Below are 16,543 nucleotides of genomic sequence, written 5' to 3' on the forward strand. Positions count from 1 at the left end.
GTTGCTGTTGGCAGGTGTCTTGCATCTTGAGCGAAGGATGGGTTGAGCGAAGCGAAACCCATCACGTTTCGTTCTAGTCGCTGATGGGTTTCGCTTCGCTCAACCCATCCTACGAGCTATTGCTTCATCCTTCGAGACGGCGCTTCGCGCCTCCTCAGGATGAGGTCCTTCAGATCCCTCATGGTGAGGAGCGCGGCGGCGCCGCGCGTCTCGAACCATGAGGCCCCCCGAGACGCCTGATGATGCTGTTCAATCGGCAAACGACCTAGAGTCTCCATGCTGCTTGTCGTCGAACAATTCGTGAATGGATTGCAGTTCGGCCTGCTGCTGTTTCTGCTGGCGGCGGGACTGACGCTGGTGTTCGGCATCATGGACTTTGTTAATCTGGCGCATGGCTCGCTCTACATGATGGGCGCCTACTTCGCCGCGACCTTCGTGGCCTGGACCGGCAGTTTCGTTATCGGCGCCATCCTCGCGCTCGGCGCGACATTACTGCTCGGCATCGTGCTGGAGTTCGTGGCACTCCGGCACTTCTACGGCCGCGACCATCTCGACCATGTGCTGGCGACGTTCGGGCTGATCCTGTTTTTCAACGATCTGGTCCGGCTGATCTGGGGCCCGGCGGGACTGGCGCTGCCGCTGCCGGGCTGGCTGACGGTACCGATCCAGATCATGCCCGGCGTGTACTATCCGAGCTACCGGCTGGCGATCATCGTGGTCTCGCTGCTGGTCGCGGCGTTCCTCTACCTGGTGGTGATGCGCACCCGGCTCGGCATGCTGATCCGCGCCGGCGCGTCGAACCGGGAAATGATCGGGGCGCTCGGCATCAACATCAAGCTGCTCTACACGCTGGTGTTCGGGCTCGGCGCCGCCCTTGCCGGTCTCGCCGGGCTGATGCAGGCGCCGATCCTGACCGTACAAATCGGGATGGGGGAAAACATCCTGATTCTTGCCTTCGTCATCATCGTGATCGGCGGCATCGGCTCGATCCGCGGCGCATTCCTGGCCGCGATCTTTGTCGGCCTGATCGACACGTTGGGCCGCGCCTTCCTGCCCGATTTGCTGCGCCAGATCCTGAGTTCCTCCGCCGCTTCGACCGCGGCGCCCGCGCTCTCCTCGATGCTGATCTATCTGTTGATGGCGATCGTGCTGGTGGTGCGCCCGGAGGGGCTGTTTCCGGCCAGCCGGCGATGACGACTTCGCTCAACGCCCGCAACGTCGTCGTGGCGCTGGTCGGCGCCGGCCTGGTGTTGCTCCCGCTCTATTCTTCGCTGAGCGGCAACATCTTTGTGCTGACGCTGTTCACGCGCATCGTCATTTTCGCGCTGGCGGCGGTCAGCCTCAATCTCATCATGGGCTATGGTGGCATGATGAGCTTTGGGCATGCCGCCTATCTCGGGATCGGCGGCTACGCGGTCGGCATTCTCGCCTTCGAGGGCATCGGCTCCGGCTTCATTCAGTGGCCGGTGGCGCTGGCGGCCTCGGCACTGTTCGCGCTCGTGATCGGCGCGCTGTCCTTGCGCACCCGTGGCGTCTACTTCATCATGATCACACTGGCCTTTGCGCAGATGGCCTATTACGTCGCCTCGGGGCTCGCCCGCTACGGCGGCGACGACGGTCTCACGATCTACAAGCGCAGCGATTTCGATGGCCTCATCAACCTGTCGAACCGCGTGCAGTTTTATTATCTCTGCCTGGCGTGCCTGTTCGGCGGGATCTATCTGGTCTGGCGGATCGTCAATTCGCGCTTCGGCATGGTGATTCAGGGCCTGCGTTCCAACGAAGCGCGCATGCAGGCGATCGGGTTTCCCGCCACCCGCTACCGGCTGGTTTGTTTCATCATCGCCGGCACGATGTGCGGGTTGGCCGGGGCGCTGCTGGCCAACAACACCGACTTCGTCAGCCCGGCTGTCATGTTCTGGACCCGCTCCGGCGATCTCATGGTGATGGTGATCCTCGGCGGCATGGGTTCGCTGTTCGGCCCGGTGCTCGGCGCGATGGTATATCTGGTGCTGGAAGAATTCCTGTCGCAGGTGACCGAATACTGGGCGCTGATCATGGGCCCGCTGCTGCTGTTGATCGTGCTGTTCGGGCGCGGCGGTATCGTCGGGCTGCTGGGGAGGCTGAGCCGTGGCTGAGCCCTTGCTTCGCGTCGAAAAACTGGTCCGCCGGTTCGGCGGCATCGTCGCGACCGATCACGTCTCGGTCGATGTCGCGAGCGGAGAGCTGCACGCGATCATCGGGCCGAACGGCGCCGGCAAGACCACGCTGATCAGCCAACTGACCGGACAACTGCCGCCGCACGGCGGCACCATTCACCTCGCGGGCCAGGATATCACCCGCGTGCCGGCGCATCGGCGCAGCGCGCTCGGACTGGCGCGCTCGTTCCAGATTACCTCGCTGCTGTCCGACTTCACCGCCGCCGACAATGTCGCGCTGGCGGCGCAGGCGCACGACGGTCATTCGTTCCGCTTCTGGGGCAACGCCCGCAAGGAGAGCCACCTCCGCCAAACGGCGCAGGCCGCGCTGGACCGCGTGGGGCTCAGCCATCGCGCCGGCGTCCTCGTTTCCCGGCTAAGTCACGGCGAGCAGCGCGAGCTCGAGCTCGCCGTCGCGCTCGCGACCTCGCCGCGGTTGCTGCTGCTCGACGAACCGATGGCAGGATTGGGCATCACCGAATCGGCGCGCATGGTGAGGCTGCTGCAGGAACTGCGCCGGGAGGTTTCCATCGTGCTGGTCGAGCACGACATGGACGCGGTGTTCGCGCTCGCCGACCGCATCAGCGTGCTGGTCTACGGCCGCATCATCGCCTCCGACGTGCCGGCGGCGATCCGCCAGAACGAAGAGGTCAGGCGCGCCTATCTCGGCGATCAGCACGCGGTTGTCCGTCATGGCTGACACCGGCGCCTTGCTCGAAGTCGAAGATATCGAGACCTGCTATGGTCTGAGCCAGGTGCTGTTCGGTCTGTCGCTGTCGGTCCGGTCGGGCGAAATGGTGGCCATGATGGGCCGCAACGGCATGGGGAAGACCACTACCATCCGTTCCATCATGGGGCTGACGCCGGCGCGCGCCGGCTCCATCCGTTTCGGCGGGATGGACGTGCGCAAGCTTGCCTCGTTCCGGATCGCGCAACTGGGCATTGGCCTGGTGCCCGAGGGGCGCCAGATTTTCCCCAATCTGACCGTGCGCGAGAATCTGGTTGCGGCGTCGGGCAACCGCCTGGGCAGTGCCGATCCATGGACCATCGACAAGATCCACGCGCTGTTTCCGCGGCTTGACGAACGCGGCAGCAACATGGGCAACACGCTGTCAGGCGGCGAGCAGCAGATGCTGGCGATCGGCCGCGCGCTGATGACCAATCCGCGTCTGCTGATCCTCGACGAGGCCACCGAAGGCCTCGCTCCGCTGATCCGCGACGAAATCTGGAACTGCCTGTCAATGCTGAAGGCGCGCGGCCAATCTGTTCTGGTGATCGACAAGAACATCGAAAACCTCACCCGCATCGCCGACCGTCACTACATCGTCGAACGCGGACGGGCGGTGTGGAGCGGCACGTCGGCCGAGCTGATCGCCGAGCCGGATTTGCAGCACAGATATTTGGGGGTGTGAGCGAGGACGCGTGCGCCGAATTTTCGTCATGGCCGGGCTCGTCCCGGCCATCCACGTCTTTCTTGCTTGTGTCGGCAAAGACGTGGATGCCCGGGTCAAGCCCGGGCATGACGAGTTGCAAGATCGGCGCGCGATCGTCATTGCGAGGGCGCAGCGACGAAGCAATCCATCGTCGGTGGTGACGTGTTGCCGCTGCACACTCGTTGCCACCTCTCCCCTTGCGGGAGAGGTCGGATTGCATCGTCAGATGCAATCCGGGTGAGGGGTTACGGACTATCGATAGACCTGAACCCCTCACCCCAACCCTCTCCCGCAAGGGGAGAGGGAGCTCACTGCCGTTGCCGAGGCAGGGTCGTTTCGCAACACGCCCGCTCAAAACATCTCGAAATATTCGCGCTGCTCCCAGTCCGACACTTCCGCCTGAAAGCGTTCGATTGGATGTGCGAATAATCGTTGCCGCTTGCTCGTTGTCACCTCTCCCCTTGTGGGAGAGGTCGGATCGCATCGACAGATGCGATCCGGGTGAGGGGTTACGGACTATCGATAGACCTGAACCCCTCACCCCAACCCTCTCCCACAAGGGGAGAGGGAGCTCACTGCCGTTGCCGTGGCAGCGTCGTTTCGCAACACGCCCGCTCAAAACATCTCGAAATATTCGCGCTGCTCCCAGTCGGACACCTCGGCCTGAAAGCGTTCGATCTCCGCGTTCTTGATGTGGACGTAGTAATCGACAAAGCCAGCGCCGAGCGCTTCGCGAAAAAACTCATCGTGCTTCAGCGCATCCACCGCTTCGCCCAGGCTTTTCGGCAGCGGTGCGGCTTTCGTCTCATAGGGCGTGTCCGCCGACGGGCCGGGATCGAGCGCCCGATCGACGCCGTCGAGGCCTGAGAGAATCTGCGAGGCCATGTAGAGATAGGGATTGGCGGCGGGCTCGCCGATGCGATTTTCAAGCCGGGTCGCCGGATCATCGGCGCCGCCGAGCACGCGGATCATCACGCCGCGGTTGTCGCGGCCCCAGATCGCGCGGTCCGGCGCCAGCGAATAGGAACGATAACGCTTGTAACCATTGATGGTCGGGGTCGTGAACACGGCCGCTGCGCGGGCATGTTTTAGCAGTCCGCCGAGATAGAAACGGCCGAACGGGCTCAGCACTTCGCCGGTGTCCTTGGCCATGAACGCGTTCTCGCCGCTGGCGCGCGAGACGATCGATTGATGCAGATGCCAGCCGGAGGCGACCACGTTCGGAAGCTTGGGGCGGCACATGAAGGTCGCGTGATAACCGTGGCGGCGGCAGATCTGCTTCACGGCGCTGCGCAGCAGGATCATGTTGTCGGCAGGCTCGAGCCCGACCGTCGGCTTGAAGGTGAACTCGCACTGGCTCGGGCCGTACTCGACTTCGATCGATCGCAGCGGCAAGCCGAGCACCACCAGGTCGCGCCTGACGATCTCCAGCACCGGCTCCATCTGGTCGTAGCGCTGTTCGGTCAGGTATTGATAGCCATGCGACAGCAGGCTGACATCAGGCGGCTGGCCCGGCTGGCCGGCATCCGCCGGCGACATCCTGGCGTCTTCGAGCTTGAAGATATGGCATTCGACCTCGAGCCCGGCGACGAAGTCGTAGCCGCGTTTTCCAAGGGTCGCGAGCACCGATTTATAAAGGTTGCGGGTCGCGAACGGCACCGGACGCCCGTCGGCGAAATGGACGTCGCATAATAGCCAGCCGGTGGCGGATGCCCATGGCAGCACGCGAAAGCTCAGGGGGTCCGGCACCATCAGCACATCGGCGGCGCCTTCCATCTCCCGCATCCCAAAACCGCCGCCGGAGGTGAACACCGGAAACACGGTCTTATGCGAGGTGTCCTTGGCGAACATCGTGGTGGTGATGGTGCATCCGCTTTCGAGCGAAGCCAGCGCCTCGCTCGCCACCAGCGTCTTGCCGCGCAAAATGCCATGCTGGTCGGGGAACGAGAATCTGATGACTTCGAGTTTTTGTTCCTCGACAATTTTCCGCAGCCGTGTCGCTGCTTCCTTCTGCTCGTTCGACCAAAGACCGTGACGCTCGACAAAACTCAACGCGTCACTCCCTCAGAGTCTAACTCAAAATGCGATTCGTATTGGTCGTCATTGCGAGGAGCGAAGCGACGAAGCAATCCACACTTTCCTTCGGCGGCTCGATGGATTGCTTCGCTCCGCTCGCAATGACGAAGAAAGGCCATCGCTAAACGACCTTCAGATGAGGAACCTTGTCGGCGATGTCAGCGGGCACCGGTGCGGCCCATGGCGCGCCGCGCCGCCGCTTGACGTCGGTCTCCATCCAGAAGGTTTCCCAGCCCCGCGTCGGTCCGATGCCGTCCATGGTGGCCGGGCCCTGAATGCTGCGCGCATGCGCGGCATCGAGGAACATGAAGGGCTTGACGCCGGACGCGGCCTTCTCGATTTCCTGCCGCAGCAGCCGGCGATACTGCACGATGGCCTTGTCGGCGGTGCCGAGATGTTCGCGGGTGCGGTCCTGGATCGGTCCCATCGATTCCACCGCCCACTGATCGTGCACGTTGATGTCGGCTCCCATGCCGGTGAAGGTCGCGGTCGCCTGCTCCCGCGGATCGAAGCCGTAATCGTTCGACTTGTTCTTGCGCGAGCGATAGTCGGGCAGCTCGTAGAGTTCGAGGCGCTGCTCACGCATCTTGTTCTTGTCGACCGGCGCCGCGTAGCTGGTGAAGATCGCGTACCAGTAGCAGTTCTCGTCATCGACCGGCACGTGCCACTGCGAGATCGTCATCTCGGTGCTCATGGGGATGACGAAGCCATGCGGGAACAGCTGGTTGGTGACGCGCACATGGGTGCGCTCCTCGTCGATCTCGCGCAGCGCGATCAGCCGCAAGCCGTATTCGGTATGCTCGACATTGATGATGGGCCGGTCATATTCGCGCAGTATTTTCGTCATCGGCATGTCGCTGCCGGCTGAGGCGCCGCGAAACTGCTTGCCGTAGGAAGCCGCGGGATCCTCGTCCTCGAAGAAGCGATGCAGGAACGAGGCGTGCGAGGGATCGATGCCGACTTCCAGCGCCTGCAGCCAGTTGCAGTTGATGTGACCCTTGAACGCGAACGTATAGGCGTCCGGCGCCACAAAGCAGTCGATCTCCGGAAATGCCGGCGGCTCACCCTCGCCTAAATAAGCCCAGAGAATGCCGCTCTTCTCGACCACGGGATACGCGCGTTGCGTGATGTTCCTGCACAGCACGGAATCCCTGGGCTCCGCCGGCGTCTCCAGGCACTGTCCTGACACGTCGAACAGCCAGCCATGGAACGCGCAGCGCAGGCCGCCGTTTTCCAGCCGGCCGAACGCAAGGTCGGCGCCGCGATGCGCGCAATGGCGCTCGATCAGGCCGTAGCGGCCCTCTTCGTCGCGAAACAGCACGAGGTTCTCGCCGAGTAGCTTGATGGCCTTGACCGGGCGCGGGCCCTGCATCTCGTCGACCAGCCCCGCCGGCTGCCAGTACATCCGCATCAGTTTCCCGCAGGCGTCTTTGGGACCGGTGCGGGTGATCAGGTCGTTCTGTTCCTGGCTCATCATGGCGGGGGTGTCCTACTGGAGCTGACAGCGCATCCACTCTAACCAAAGCCCATCGCCACGGCCAGCCATCGGTCTGCAGATGAGTTAATCACCCCCGCGCGAACATTTTCGCATCAGTCTGCAGCACCGGCGCCACCGCCTCGATCAACCGCGCGGCGGCCCCGTCGACGCTCAGCCCCGCGGTATCCACCACGGCGGAAGCCCGCGCATACAGCGGTTCGCGGCTCCGCAAAATGGTGCGCAATTCGGTCATCGCCGAGCGGTCGTCGGCCATCGGGCGCAGATCGCCTTGCCTGCGCACCCGCGCCATGTGTTCTTCCGGCTCGGCCTTCAGCCAGATCGTATAGAACGACGACAGGATCAGGTCGAAGGTCAACGGCTCGGAGACGATGCCGCCGCCGGTCGCCAGCACCATCAGCTCTTTTCGCGCCAGCAACTGCCCGAGGGCGGCCTGCTCCATGCGCCGAAAACCTTCCTGGCCGTAGAGCGCGATGATCTCGGCGACCGACAGGCCGTTCTGCGCCTCGATCTCCTTGTTGAGCTCGACGAAACTCCAGCCGATTTTCTTCGCCAGCAGTTTGCCGAGCGTGGATTTGCCGGCGCCGCGCAGGCCGATCAGCGCGATGCCGGCAAACGACATCCGCCGTTGCGCCGCGCCGCCGCCTTGGCCCGCGAGCACGTCCTTGGCCTGCGCGATCTGGTTCGGCGTCGCCTTGCGCAAGAGGTCGCGGATTACCGGCCAGTCCGGCGCGGGTTCGCCGGCGGGAATAAGATCTTCGAGATGCGCGCCCATCGCGTGCGACACCCGGCGCAGCAGCACGATCGAGACGTTGCCCTTGCCGCTTTCGAGCTGCGCGATATAGCGTTCGGAAATGCCGGAGACTTTGGCCAGCACCTTGCGCGACATGCCGCGCAGCGCGCGCATGGTGCGGACACGCTGGCCGAGTTGCTCGAGAAAGCCGGTTTCGGGATCGGAATTGTCGGTCATGTCCCCGGTTCGTTTCACTTCCCGGTCAGGCGAATTTCGCTGGCTTCCCACCGATTGAGATTCCCCGCCGCTTCCAGCCTCCCGGCTTTGACGAGTGCTTTAATCCGGTCGGCGATGAAGTCCACCTTGGTCCCGTTCATAACTCGGTCGACGTCACCGATGATGCGGATAACCTTTAAAAATTGCGGTTTGCAGGACGCCAGGATGGTTTGATCGACCAGTTCGGGGGACATCTTGCCACCAACGGTAAGAAGTGAGTGCATCGGAAACATAATGCCGTCGAGGATTGACAGCAAGCAGATGTAGTGCCTTTCTATGAATTATAATTCTTAAATACCTGGGAGGACGCGTCGTGACACGCTTGGCTGATTGGAGCGCGGCATGAGCGGGCCGTCCGGCTCCTACAATGCGGTGACCTGGCTGCTCGACCGCAATATCGACGAAGGGCGCGGCGCAAAGCTCGCCTTCACTGACACCGTTTCCGAACTGACTTATGGCGAATTGCAGCAGCAGAGCTGCCGGCTCGCCAATTTGCTGCGCCGGCTCGGCGTCCGCCGCGAAGAGCGGGTCGCCATGATCATGCTCGACACCGTCGATTTCCCCGCGGTGTTTTTGGGCGCGATCCGCGCCGGTATCGTGCCGGTGCCGCTCAACACGCTGCTGACATCAGAACAATACGCCTATGTGCTGGCGGATTGCCGGGCCCGGGTACTGTTCATTTCCGAAGCACTGCTGCCCGTGGTCAAGGACATTGTGGGGCGGATGTCCGATCTCGAGCACGTCGTCGTCGCCGGTAGCGATGCGCATGGTTACAAAAAATTATCGGATGAACTCGCCGGCGAAAGCGACGCCTTCGCGACCGCCGCCACCCATGCCGACGAGCCGGCGTTCTGGCTGTATTCGTCGGGCTCGACCGGCATGCCCAAGGGCGTGCGGCATCTGCATTCCAGTCTGGCGGCAACCGCGGACACCTACGCCAAACAGGTGCTCGGGATCCGCGAGGACGACGTCGGGCTGTCGGCTGCAAAACTGTTTTTCGCCTACGGCCTCGGCAACGCGATGACGTTTCCGATGTCGGTCGGCGCCACCACGGTGCTCAATTCGGAACGGCCGACGCCGGCGGCCATGTTCGCGCTGATGGGCAAATACCATCCGAGCATTTTCTTCGGGGTGCCGACGCTGTTTTCGGCGATGCTCAATGACGAGACGCTGAAGCACGAACGCGGCGGCTCGCGCCTGCGCGTCTGCACCTCCGCCGGCGAGGCGCTGCCGGAATCGGTCGGCAATGCCTGGAAGGCGCGCTTCGGCGTCGATATTCTCGACGGCGTCGGTTCGACCGAGCTTTTGCATATTTTTCTGTCGAATTCCCCCGGCGATATCAAATACGGCACGTCGGGCCGTCCGGTGCCGGGCTACAAGGTGCGGCTAGTCGATGAAGCCGGCGACGATGTGCCCGATGGCGAGCTCGGCGAACTCCTGGTCGATGCACCCTCGGCCGGAGAAGGCTACTGGAACCAGCGCAGCAAAAGCCGTCAGACCTTTGCCGGCCACTGGACCCGCACCGGCGACAAATACATCCGCGATGCCGACGGCCGCTATACATTTTGCGGCCGCAGCGACGACATGTTCAAGGTTTCCGGCATCTGGGTGTCGCCGTTCGAGGTCGAGAGCGCATTGATCACCCATCCCGCGGTGCTTGAAGCCGCGGTGGTGCCCGAAGCCGACCCGGAAGGATTGCTGAAGCCGAAAGCTTTCGTGGTGCTGCGCGCAGACGCCAAGACCGACGGCCTGCACGAGGCGCTGAAGGAACACGTCAAGCAGAAGATCGGGGTGTGGAAATATCCGCGCTGGATCGATGTCGTGGATAGCCTGCCGAAGACAGCAACCGGGAAGATTCAAAGGTTCAAGCTGCGGGACGGGGACAGCAAATGATGTTTCGTCATTCCGGGGCGCGCGTCAGCGCGAACCCGGAATCCCGAACGGCGAACAACCATCTCGGGATTCCGGATCAGTTCGCTTCGCGAACTGTCCGGAATGACGGCTCTTGGTTGACCGCAATTCGAGGTGTTACCACGACGCACGCTCTGCTCTCTCCCCGCTTGTGGCGAACAGCCCGCCCCCCGGCACCGGTCCGTTCCCTCCCCCCTTGTGGGAGGGGGGTAAGCCGCAAGCTCAGTGCCCGTGGCTACCCCCCTCTCCAACTCTCCCCCACAAGGGGGGAGAGGGCGCAGCGCGCGGTGTTGCGACGGGAGCGGTTACGATGACTGCTCTTACCCCCACCGGCACCTTGCGCATCGGCGCCTTCGATCTCGAATACCGCATGATCGGTCCGGCGCCTGAAGATGCGCCGACCATTGTCATGCTGCACGAAGGCCTGGGATCGGCCGGGCTGTGGGGGGATTTTCCTGAAAAACTTCAGGCCGCGACCGGGGCCGGCGTGTTCGCGTATTCGCGCGCCGGCTATGGCGCTTCGACGCCGGTGACATTGCCGCGCCCGCTCGATTACATGTCGATCGAAGCGCTCGATGTCTTGCCGAAAGTGCTCGACCGGATCGGCTTTCGCCGCGGCCTGCTGCTTGGGCATTCCGACGGCGCCTCGATCGCCGCGATCTATGCCGGCAGCGTTCAGGACCACCGCGTGCGCGCGGTTGCGATGATCGCGCCGCATTTTGTCGTGGAGGATATTTCGGTGCGGTCGATCGCCGCGATCAAGCAGGCCTACGAGACCTCGGACCTCCGCGCCAAACTCAAGCGCTGGCACCGCGATGTCGACAACGCCTTCTACGGCTGGAACGGCGCCTGGCTCGACCCGAAATTTCGCGGCTGGGACATCTCCGGCTGTCTCGCCTACATACGGGTCCCGATTGCCATCCTGCAGGGCGCCGACGACCAGTATGGGACTATTCGCCAGATAGAGATCGCCCGGGAAGAGTGCTATTGTCCGGTCGATGTGACGATCATTTCAGAGGCCGGACATTCGCCGCAGCGCGAAGCGCCGGCTGCGACGCTCGATACGATTTCAGAATTTGCGACGCGTATTTTGTATTTGCATGAAGGCTCGGAAGGCCGAGCCGCTTAAAACATTGGTCGTGGCGATGCCGAGATGAGCATCCCTCCCTCAACCGCCGTCAGCCTTCCGCTGCCGCGCTGGGCCTATGTCCCCGGCGAGACCGCGGACGCCGAGGCCGATCACGACACGCTATGGCAAGCCAAGGCGCTGGTGCCATCGCGGTTCCGCGGCTTTGTGCCGGCGCGGCATCCGGCGCTGCGCTACGGCATCGCGCTCAACGACAGCGGCTATTTCTGGGAATCGCAGGAGGTCCTGGAAGCGGTGTGGGCGGCGGCGCCGCAGGGCGGACGCGAGCGGATGTTGCTGCGGGCCTGCATCCAGATCGCCAACGCCAATCTCAGGCTGCGGATGCAGAAGCCGCGCGCCGCGGTACGGCTTCTGCGCGAGGCGCTGGGAGAACTCGCCGCTCTCGGCGCCCGCCAGACTTCCGCCGACGGGTTTGCCGATGGATTCCCGTCCGCCGCGCTGGCGGCGCTGCTTCGAGACAAACTGGCACTGCCGGCGTTGTCGATGTCGGATTGGGTGAAGATCGGCGTTGCTTGGCGAGCATGAAGAAAAATGCAGTTTTGACGCCTAAAAGCCCCTAGACCTCGCCCCAAACATGCATTATTGTGCATATGAAGCGTACGATCCGGAAAGTCGTACAATTCAATAATATTCCGGAAAAGCAGGTAAGGGTGGCCCATGGCCGGTGAAGATCGCGTCCTTGCGGGCGGCGCCAGACATATCGACTTCCAGACCGATCCGTCGCGATACCGGCATTGGAAGCTCGATGTCGAAGGCGATGTCGCGACCCTGACCATGGACGTCGATGAGAATGGCGGGCTGTTCGAGGGCTATCAGCTCAAGCTGAATTCCTACGATCTCGGCGTCGACATTGAGCTTGCCGATGCGGTGCAGCGGCTGCGCTTCGAGCATCCCGGCGTCAAAGTGGTGCTGCTGCGGTCGGCCAAGAACCGGGTGTTCTGCGCCGGCGCCAATATCCGCATGCTGGCGGGGGCGACCCACGCCCACAAGGTCAACTTCTGCAAATTCACCAACGAGACCCGCAACGGCCTCGAGGATTCCAGCGAGAATTCCGGCCAGCGCTTCGTCGCCGTCATCAACGGCACCGCGGCCGGCGGCGGCTATGAACTGGCGCTGGCGACCGACCACATCATGCTCGCCGACGATGGCGCCGCGGCGGTGGCGCTGCCTGAAGTGCCGCTGCTCGCGGTATTGCCGGGCACCGGCGGACTGACGCGCGTAGTTGACAAGCGCAAGGTGCGCCGCGATCACGCCGATTATTTCTGCACCATCGAGGAAGGCATCAAGGGCAAGCGCGCTGTCGCATGGCGTCTGGTCGACGAGATCGTGCCGAACAGCAAGCTGGAGGCCAGAGTCGCCGAGCGCGCACAGGAATTCGCCGCCGCCTCGAAGCGCAATGGCAATGGAAAGGGCATTTCACTTGCCCCCCTGACGCGCAGCATCGACGACAACGGCATTCGTTACGGCCTGGTCAGCGTCGATATCGACCGCGCCCGGCACATCGCGACCATTTCGATCGAGGCGCCCGAGGCCGCCCCACCGGCCGATATCGACGGCATGATCGCGCAGGGCGCGTCGTTCTGGCCGCTGCAGGTGGCGCGCGAACTCGACGACGCCATCCTGCATTTGCGCATCAACGAGTTGGAGACCGCGATGCTGGTGTTCAAGTCGCATGGCGAGCGCTCAGGCGTGCTCGCCTGCGACGCATTTCTGGAAGCGTATAAAGCGCACTGGCTGGTCAACGAAATCAGGCAATACTGGAAACGGGTGCTCAAGCGCATCGACGTCACCTCGCGCACGCTGGTGACGCTGGTCGAGCCCGGCTCCTGCTTCGTCGGCACGCTGGCCGAACTGGTGTTCGCCGCCGATCGCGCCTACATGCTGATCGGCCGGAAGCAGGGCGACAACCGCGCGCCGCCGACCATCGAACTCTCCGCGATGAATTTCGGCCCCTATCCGATGAGCCACGGACTGACGCGGCTGCAATCGCGCTTTCAGGCCGACCCAGGAGACCTTGAGCGCGCGCAAGGCAAAATCGGCGAGGCGATCGACGCCGAACAGGCCGAGCAGCTCGGGCTCGTGACCTTTGCGCTCGACGATATCGACTGGGATGACGAAATCAGGGTGTTCTTCGAGGAGCGCACCAGCTTCTCGCCCGACAGCCTGACCGGCATGGAAGCCAATTTGCGCTTCGTCGGGCCCGAAACCATGGAATCGAAAATCTTCTCGCGCCTGACGGCGTGGCAGAACTGGATCTTTCAGCGCCCCAACGCGGTCGGCGAAAACGGCGCGCTGCGGCGCTACGGCACCGGCCAAAAAGCGCAGTTCGATATGACGAGAGTATAGGGGCGAATAGCGAGTAGCGAATGGCGAGTAGTTATTCCTTTCCATTCGCTACTCGCCATTCGCCGCGCGACGAAGGAGCACGCCATGAACATCATGAACGTCGACTACTCGACCAAGATTCCCAACAACGTGAATCTCAGCGAAGACCGGCAGGTGCTCAAGGCGCTGGAAGGCTGGCATCCCGGCTATGTCGACTGGTGGAACGACATGGGGCCGGACGGCTTCCAGCAGTCGCTGGTTTACCTGCGCACCGCCTATTCGGTCGATCCGCGCGGCTGGGCCAAGTTCGATTATGTGAAGATGCCGGATTATCGCTGGGGCATTCTGCTGGCGCCCCAGGAAGAAAATCGCGTGATTCCGTTCGGCGAGAATTACGGCCAGCCGGCGTGGCAGGAAGTGCCGGGCGAGCACCGCGCCATGCTGCGCCGCCTGATCGTGATCCAGGGCGACACCGAGCCGGCCTCGGTCGAGCAGCAGCGCCATCTCGGCAAGACCGCGCCCTCGCTCTACGATTTGCGCAACCTGTTCCAGGTCAATGTCGAGGAAGGCCGCCATCTCTGGGCGATGGTTTATCTGCTGCAGAAATATTTCGGCCGCGACGGCCGCGAGGAGGCCGACGAATTGTTGCGCCGCCGCTCCGGCGACGCCGACAGCCCGCGCATGCTGGGCGCCTTCAACGAGGCGACGCCGGACTGGCTGTCGTTCTTCATGTTCACCTACTTCACCGACCGCGACGGCAAGATGCAGCTGCATAGCCTGGCGCAATCCGGGTTCGATCCCTTGTCGCGCACCTGCCGCTTCATGCTGACCGAGGAAGCGCACCACATGTTCGTCGGCGAGACCGGCATCAGCCGCGTGGTGCAGCGGACCTGCGAGGCGATGCGGGCCGCAGGGATCGGCGATCCCTCCGATGTCGCAAAAGTCCGCGCGCTCGGGGTGGTCAATCTGCCGACCATCCAGAAGAAGCTGAACCTGCACTACACGCTCTCGCTCGATTTGTTCGGCTCGGAGGTTTCGACCAACGCGGCGAACGCCTTCAATGCCGGCATCAAGGGCCGCTATCACGAGACCCAGATCAAGGACGATCACCGGCTGCAGAACGATACCTACCCGGTGCTCAAGCTGGTCAACGGACAGATCAAGCGCGTCGACGAGCCGGCGCTGACCGCGCTCAACATGCGGCTGCGCGACGACTACACGCAGGACTGCGCCAAGGGCCTGTTGCGCTGGAACAAGATCATTTCGCTTGCCGGCTACGACTTCAAGCTGACGCTGCCCAACGTCGCGTTCCATCGCCAGATCGGCGAGTTCAAGGATATCCACGCCACGCCGGACGGCGTGCTGATCGACGATGCGACCTGGAACAAGCGCAAGGGCGAATGGCTGCCTTCCTCAGATGACGGCGATTTCATCGGCTCGCTGATGATTCCGGTGACCGAGGCCGGCGGCTTCGCCTCGTGGATCTCGCCGCCCAAGGTCGGTATCGACAACAAGCCCGGCGATTTCGAGTATGTGAAGATCGAGACGTGATCTTTCTTACCTCGCCCCGCTTGCGGGGAGAGGTCGCCGCGCTCTTGCGCGGCGGGTGAGGGGGATTATCCGCGAGTCGAACTAGTTGAAGCAGCCCCTCACCCCAACCCTCTAAGAGCGAGCTTCGCTCGTCTCGACCCCGCAAGCGCGGGGAGAGGGAGATCACCTGCGAGTACGTGAAGATCGAGACGTGAGGGAAGAGAGCGAATGGTGAGTAGCGAATAGCGAATAGAAGTAAACTTCACTACTCGCCATTCGCCATTCGCTATTCGCTACTCCCTCTCAATCCCACCCATCGCCCTTGATGCCCGCATTGGCATAGACGATGCCGCCATCGACCGCGATGGTGGCACCGACCACGTAATCGCCGGCGCGGGAGGCGAGATAGATCGCGGCGCCCGCCATGTCCTCATCGGTGCCGATCCGGCCCGACGGCACCTGCTTTGCGACTTCGTCGGAATTATCGCGCGCGGCCTTGTTCATGTCGGACTTGAACGGCCCCGGCGCGATCGCCGACACCACGATGTGGTCCTGGATCAGTCTTACGGCCATCCGGCGGGTCAGATGGATCAGGCCCGACTTGCTCGCGGCGTAGGAATAGGTCTCCAGCGGGTTGACGAAGATGCCGTCGATCGAGGCGATGTTGATGACCTTGGCGGGCTTATCCGCGGTCGCCGCCGCTCGCAGCGGCCCCGCCAGCGCCTTGGTGAGAAAGAACGGCGTCTTGACATTGAGGTTCATCACCTTGTCCCAGCCGCTCTCGGGGAATTCGTCGAAATCCGCGCCCCAGGCGGCGCCGGCATTGTTGACCAGGATGTCCAGCTTCGGCTCGCGCTTCCTGATCTCGGCCGCCAGCATGTCGATTCCGGCCATGGTGGAAATATCGATCGGCAGCGCGATGCATTCGCCGCCATATTCGGCCGTCAATTGTTTCGCGGTCGCCTCGCAGGCAGCCGCCTTGCGCGCGGTGATGTAGACCTTCGCCGCACCGTGGCTGAGAAATCCCGCAGCGATCATCTTGCCGATGCCGCGCGATCCTCCGGTCACCAGTGCGACGCGGCCATCAAGCGAAAACAGATCCTTGAACATGTTGCCCTCCATCGGTTTTGCCAACGGTTCTGAGCGCGGCGATGGAGCGAGTCAAGGAAAGGGATGTCCAGCGGATGGATGGGAATCTTCCCCTCTCCCCTTGTGGGAGAGGGTGGCTGCGATGCGAAGCATCGCAGACGGGTGAGGGGTTCCGGTCCATCGATAGACCGTAACCCCTCATCCGGCGCTTCGCGCCACCTTCTCCCACAAGGGGAGAAACGGGTCCAGTCATGTCGCGCTATGTCCCGTCATAAAGCCCACTTAAACGATTGTATTTGCTTATCTTATTCCTATCAGCCTATATGCGGC

At 63.0% G+C, this 16,543-nt stretch carries 14 protein-coding genes; 9 read left to right on the forward strand and 5 right to left on the reverse strand.

Annotation, left to right across the window (positions count from 1 at the left end; all coding sequences use genetic code 11):
• The first annotated feature begins 276 nt into the window (after positions 1 to 276).
• Genes B5527_RS01000 through B5527_RS01015 form a run of 4 tightly spaced genes read left to right on the forward strand, consistent with a single transcriptional unit; the run spans position 277 to position 3,610 of the window.
• Positions 277 to 1,194 carry a branched-chain amino acid ABC transporter permease gene (locus B5527_RS01000; protein ID WP_079599631.1) on the forward strand — a complete coding sequence of 306 codons (918 nt, stop codon included), beginning with the start codon at positions 277 to 279 and terminating at the stop codon, positions 1,192 to 1,194.
• Complete coding sequence (locus B5527_RS01005) at positions 1,191 to 2,138, forward strand: branched-chain amino acid ABC transporter permease (protein ID WP_079599632.1); 948 nt, start codon at positions 1,191 to 1,193, stop codon at positions 2,136 to 2,138. Before B5527_RS01000 ends, B5527_RS01005 begins: the two co-directional genes overlap by 4 nt.
• Complete coding sequence (locus B5527_RS01010) at positions 2,131 to 2,898, forward strand: ABC transporter ATP-binding protein (protein ID WP_079599633.1); 768 nt, start codon at positions 2,131 to 2,133, stop codon at positions 2,896 to 2,898. Before B5527_RS01005 ends, B5527_RS01010 begins: the two co-directional genes overlap by 8 nt.
• Positions 2,891 to 3,610, forward strand: a complete 720-nt coding sequence (locus tag B5527_RS01015) for an ABC transporter ATP-binding protein (RefSeq protein ID WP_079599634.1) — start codon at positions 2,891 to 2,893, stop codon at positions 3,608 to 3,610. Before B5527_RS01010 ends, B5527_RS01015 begins: the two co-directional genes overlap by 8 nt.
• Before the next feature lie 636 nt (positions 3,611 to 4,246).
• On the opposite strand, the gene B5527_RS01020 is transcribed toward B5527_RS01015, so the two are convergent.
• The 4 genes from B5527_RS01020 to B5527_RS01035 form a co-directional block, all read right to left on the reverse strand.
• Positions 4,247 to 5,683 carry a glutamine synthetase family protein gene (locus B5527_RS01020; RefSeq protein ID WP_079599635.1) on the reverse strand — a complete coding sequence of 479 codons (1,437 nt, stop codon included), beginning with the start codon at positions 5,681 to 5,683 and terminating at the stop codon, positions 4,247 to 4,249.
• Positions 5,684 to 5,828: 145 nt separating this feature from the next.
• Complete coding sequence (locus B5527_RS01025) at positions 5,829 to 7,184, reverse strand: aromatic ring-hydroxylating dioxygenase subunit alpha (protein ID WP_079599636.1); 1,356 nt, start codon at positions 7,182 to 7,184, stop codon at positions 5,829 to 5,831.
• An 88-nt stretch (positions 7,185 to 7,272) separates the two neighbouring features.
• On the reverse strand, positions 7,273 to 8,172 hold the full coding sequence (locus B5527_RS01030) for a helix-turn-helix transcriptional regulator (RefSeq protein WP_079599637.1): 900 nt from the start codon (positions 8,170 to 8,172) through the stop codon (positions 7,273 to 7,275).
• A 14-nt stretch (positions 8,173 to 8,186) separates the two neighbouring features.
• The gene (locus B5527_RS01035; RefSeq protein ID WP_172842443.1) at positions 8,187 to 8,405 is read right to left on the reverse strand and encodes a DUF3658 domain-containing protein; all 219 of its coding nucleotides are present in this window, start codon (positions 8,403 to 8,405) and stop codon (positions 8,187 to 8,189) included.
• 148 nt (positions 8,406 to 8,553) lie between these two features.
• On the opposite strand from B5527_RS01035, the gene B5527_RS01040 reads away from it, so the two are divergent.
• From B5527_RS01040 to boxB, 5 genes are all read left to right on the forward strand, one after another.
• Positions 8,554 to 10,104: a benzoate-CoA ligase family protein gene (locus tag B5527_RS01040; RefSeq protein ID WP_079599639.1), complete on the forward strand. Its 1,551-nt coding sequence runs from the start codon at positions 8,554 to 8,556 to the stop codon at positions 10,102 to 10,104.
• A gap of 328 nt (positions 10,105 to 10,432) precedes the next feature.
• Positions 10,433 to 11,251 (forward strand): alpha/beta fold hydrolase, encoded by an 819-nt coding sequence (locus B5527_RS01045; protein ID WP_079599640.1) that lies wholly within the window; start codon positions 10,433 to 10,435, stop codon positions 11,249 to 11,251.
• 24 nt (positions 11,252 to 11,275) lie between these two features.
• Positions 11,276 to 11,794: a DUF309 domain-containing protein gene (locus B5527_RS01050; RefSeq protein WP_079599641.1), complete on the forward strand. Its 519-nt coding sequence runs from the start codon at positions 11,276 to 11,278 to the stop codon at positions 11,792 to 11,794.
• 132 nt (positions 11,795 to 11,926) lie between these two features.
• Positions 11,927 to 13,615, forward strand: coding sequence for a 2,3-epoxybenzoyl-CoA dihydrolase (gene boxC / locus B5527_RS01055; RefSeq protein ID WP_079599642.1), 1,689 nt, complete (start codon positions 11,927 to 11,929; stop codon positions 13,613 to 13,615).
• A 93-nt stretch (positions 13,616 to 13,708) separates the two neighbouring features.
• Positions 13,709 to 15,145 (forward strand): benzoyl-CoA 2,3-epoxidase subunit BoxB, encoded by a 1,437-nt coding sequence (boxB, locus tag B5527_RS01060; RefSeq protein ID WP_079606969.1) that lies wholly within the window; start codon positions 13,709 to 13,711, stop codon positions 15,143 to 15,145.
• 282 nt (positions 15,146 to 15,427) lie between these two features.
• Here the strand turns inward: boxB and B5527_RS01065 are convergent, their stop codons facing one another.
• On the reverse strand, positions 15,428 to 16,234 hold the full coding sequence (locus B5527_RS01065) for an SDR family oxidoreductase (protein ID WP_079606970.1): 807 nt from the start codon (positions 16,232 to 16,234) through the stop codon (positions 15,428 to 15,430).
• Between the last annotated feature and the right edge of the window lie 309 nt (positions 16,235 to 16,543).

It is taken from the genome of Bradyrhizobium erythrophlei, assembly GCF_900129425.1.
GTDB classification, from domain to species: Bacteria; Pseudomonadota; Alphaproteobacteria; order Rhizobiales; family Xanthobacteraceae; genus Bradyrhizobium; species Bradyrhizobium erythrophlei_C.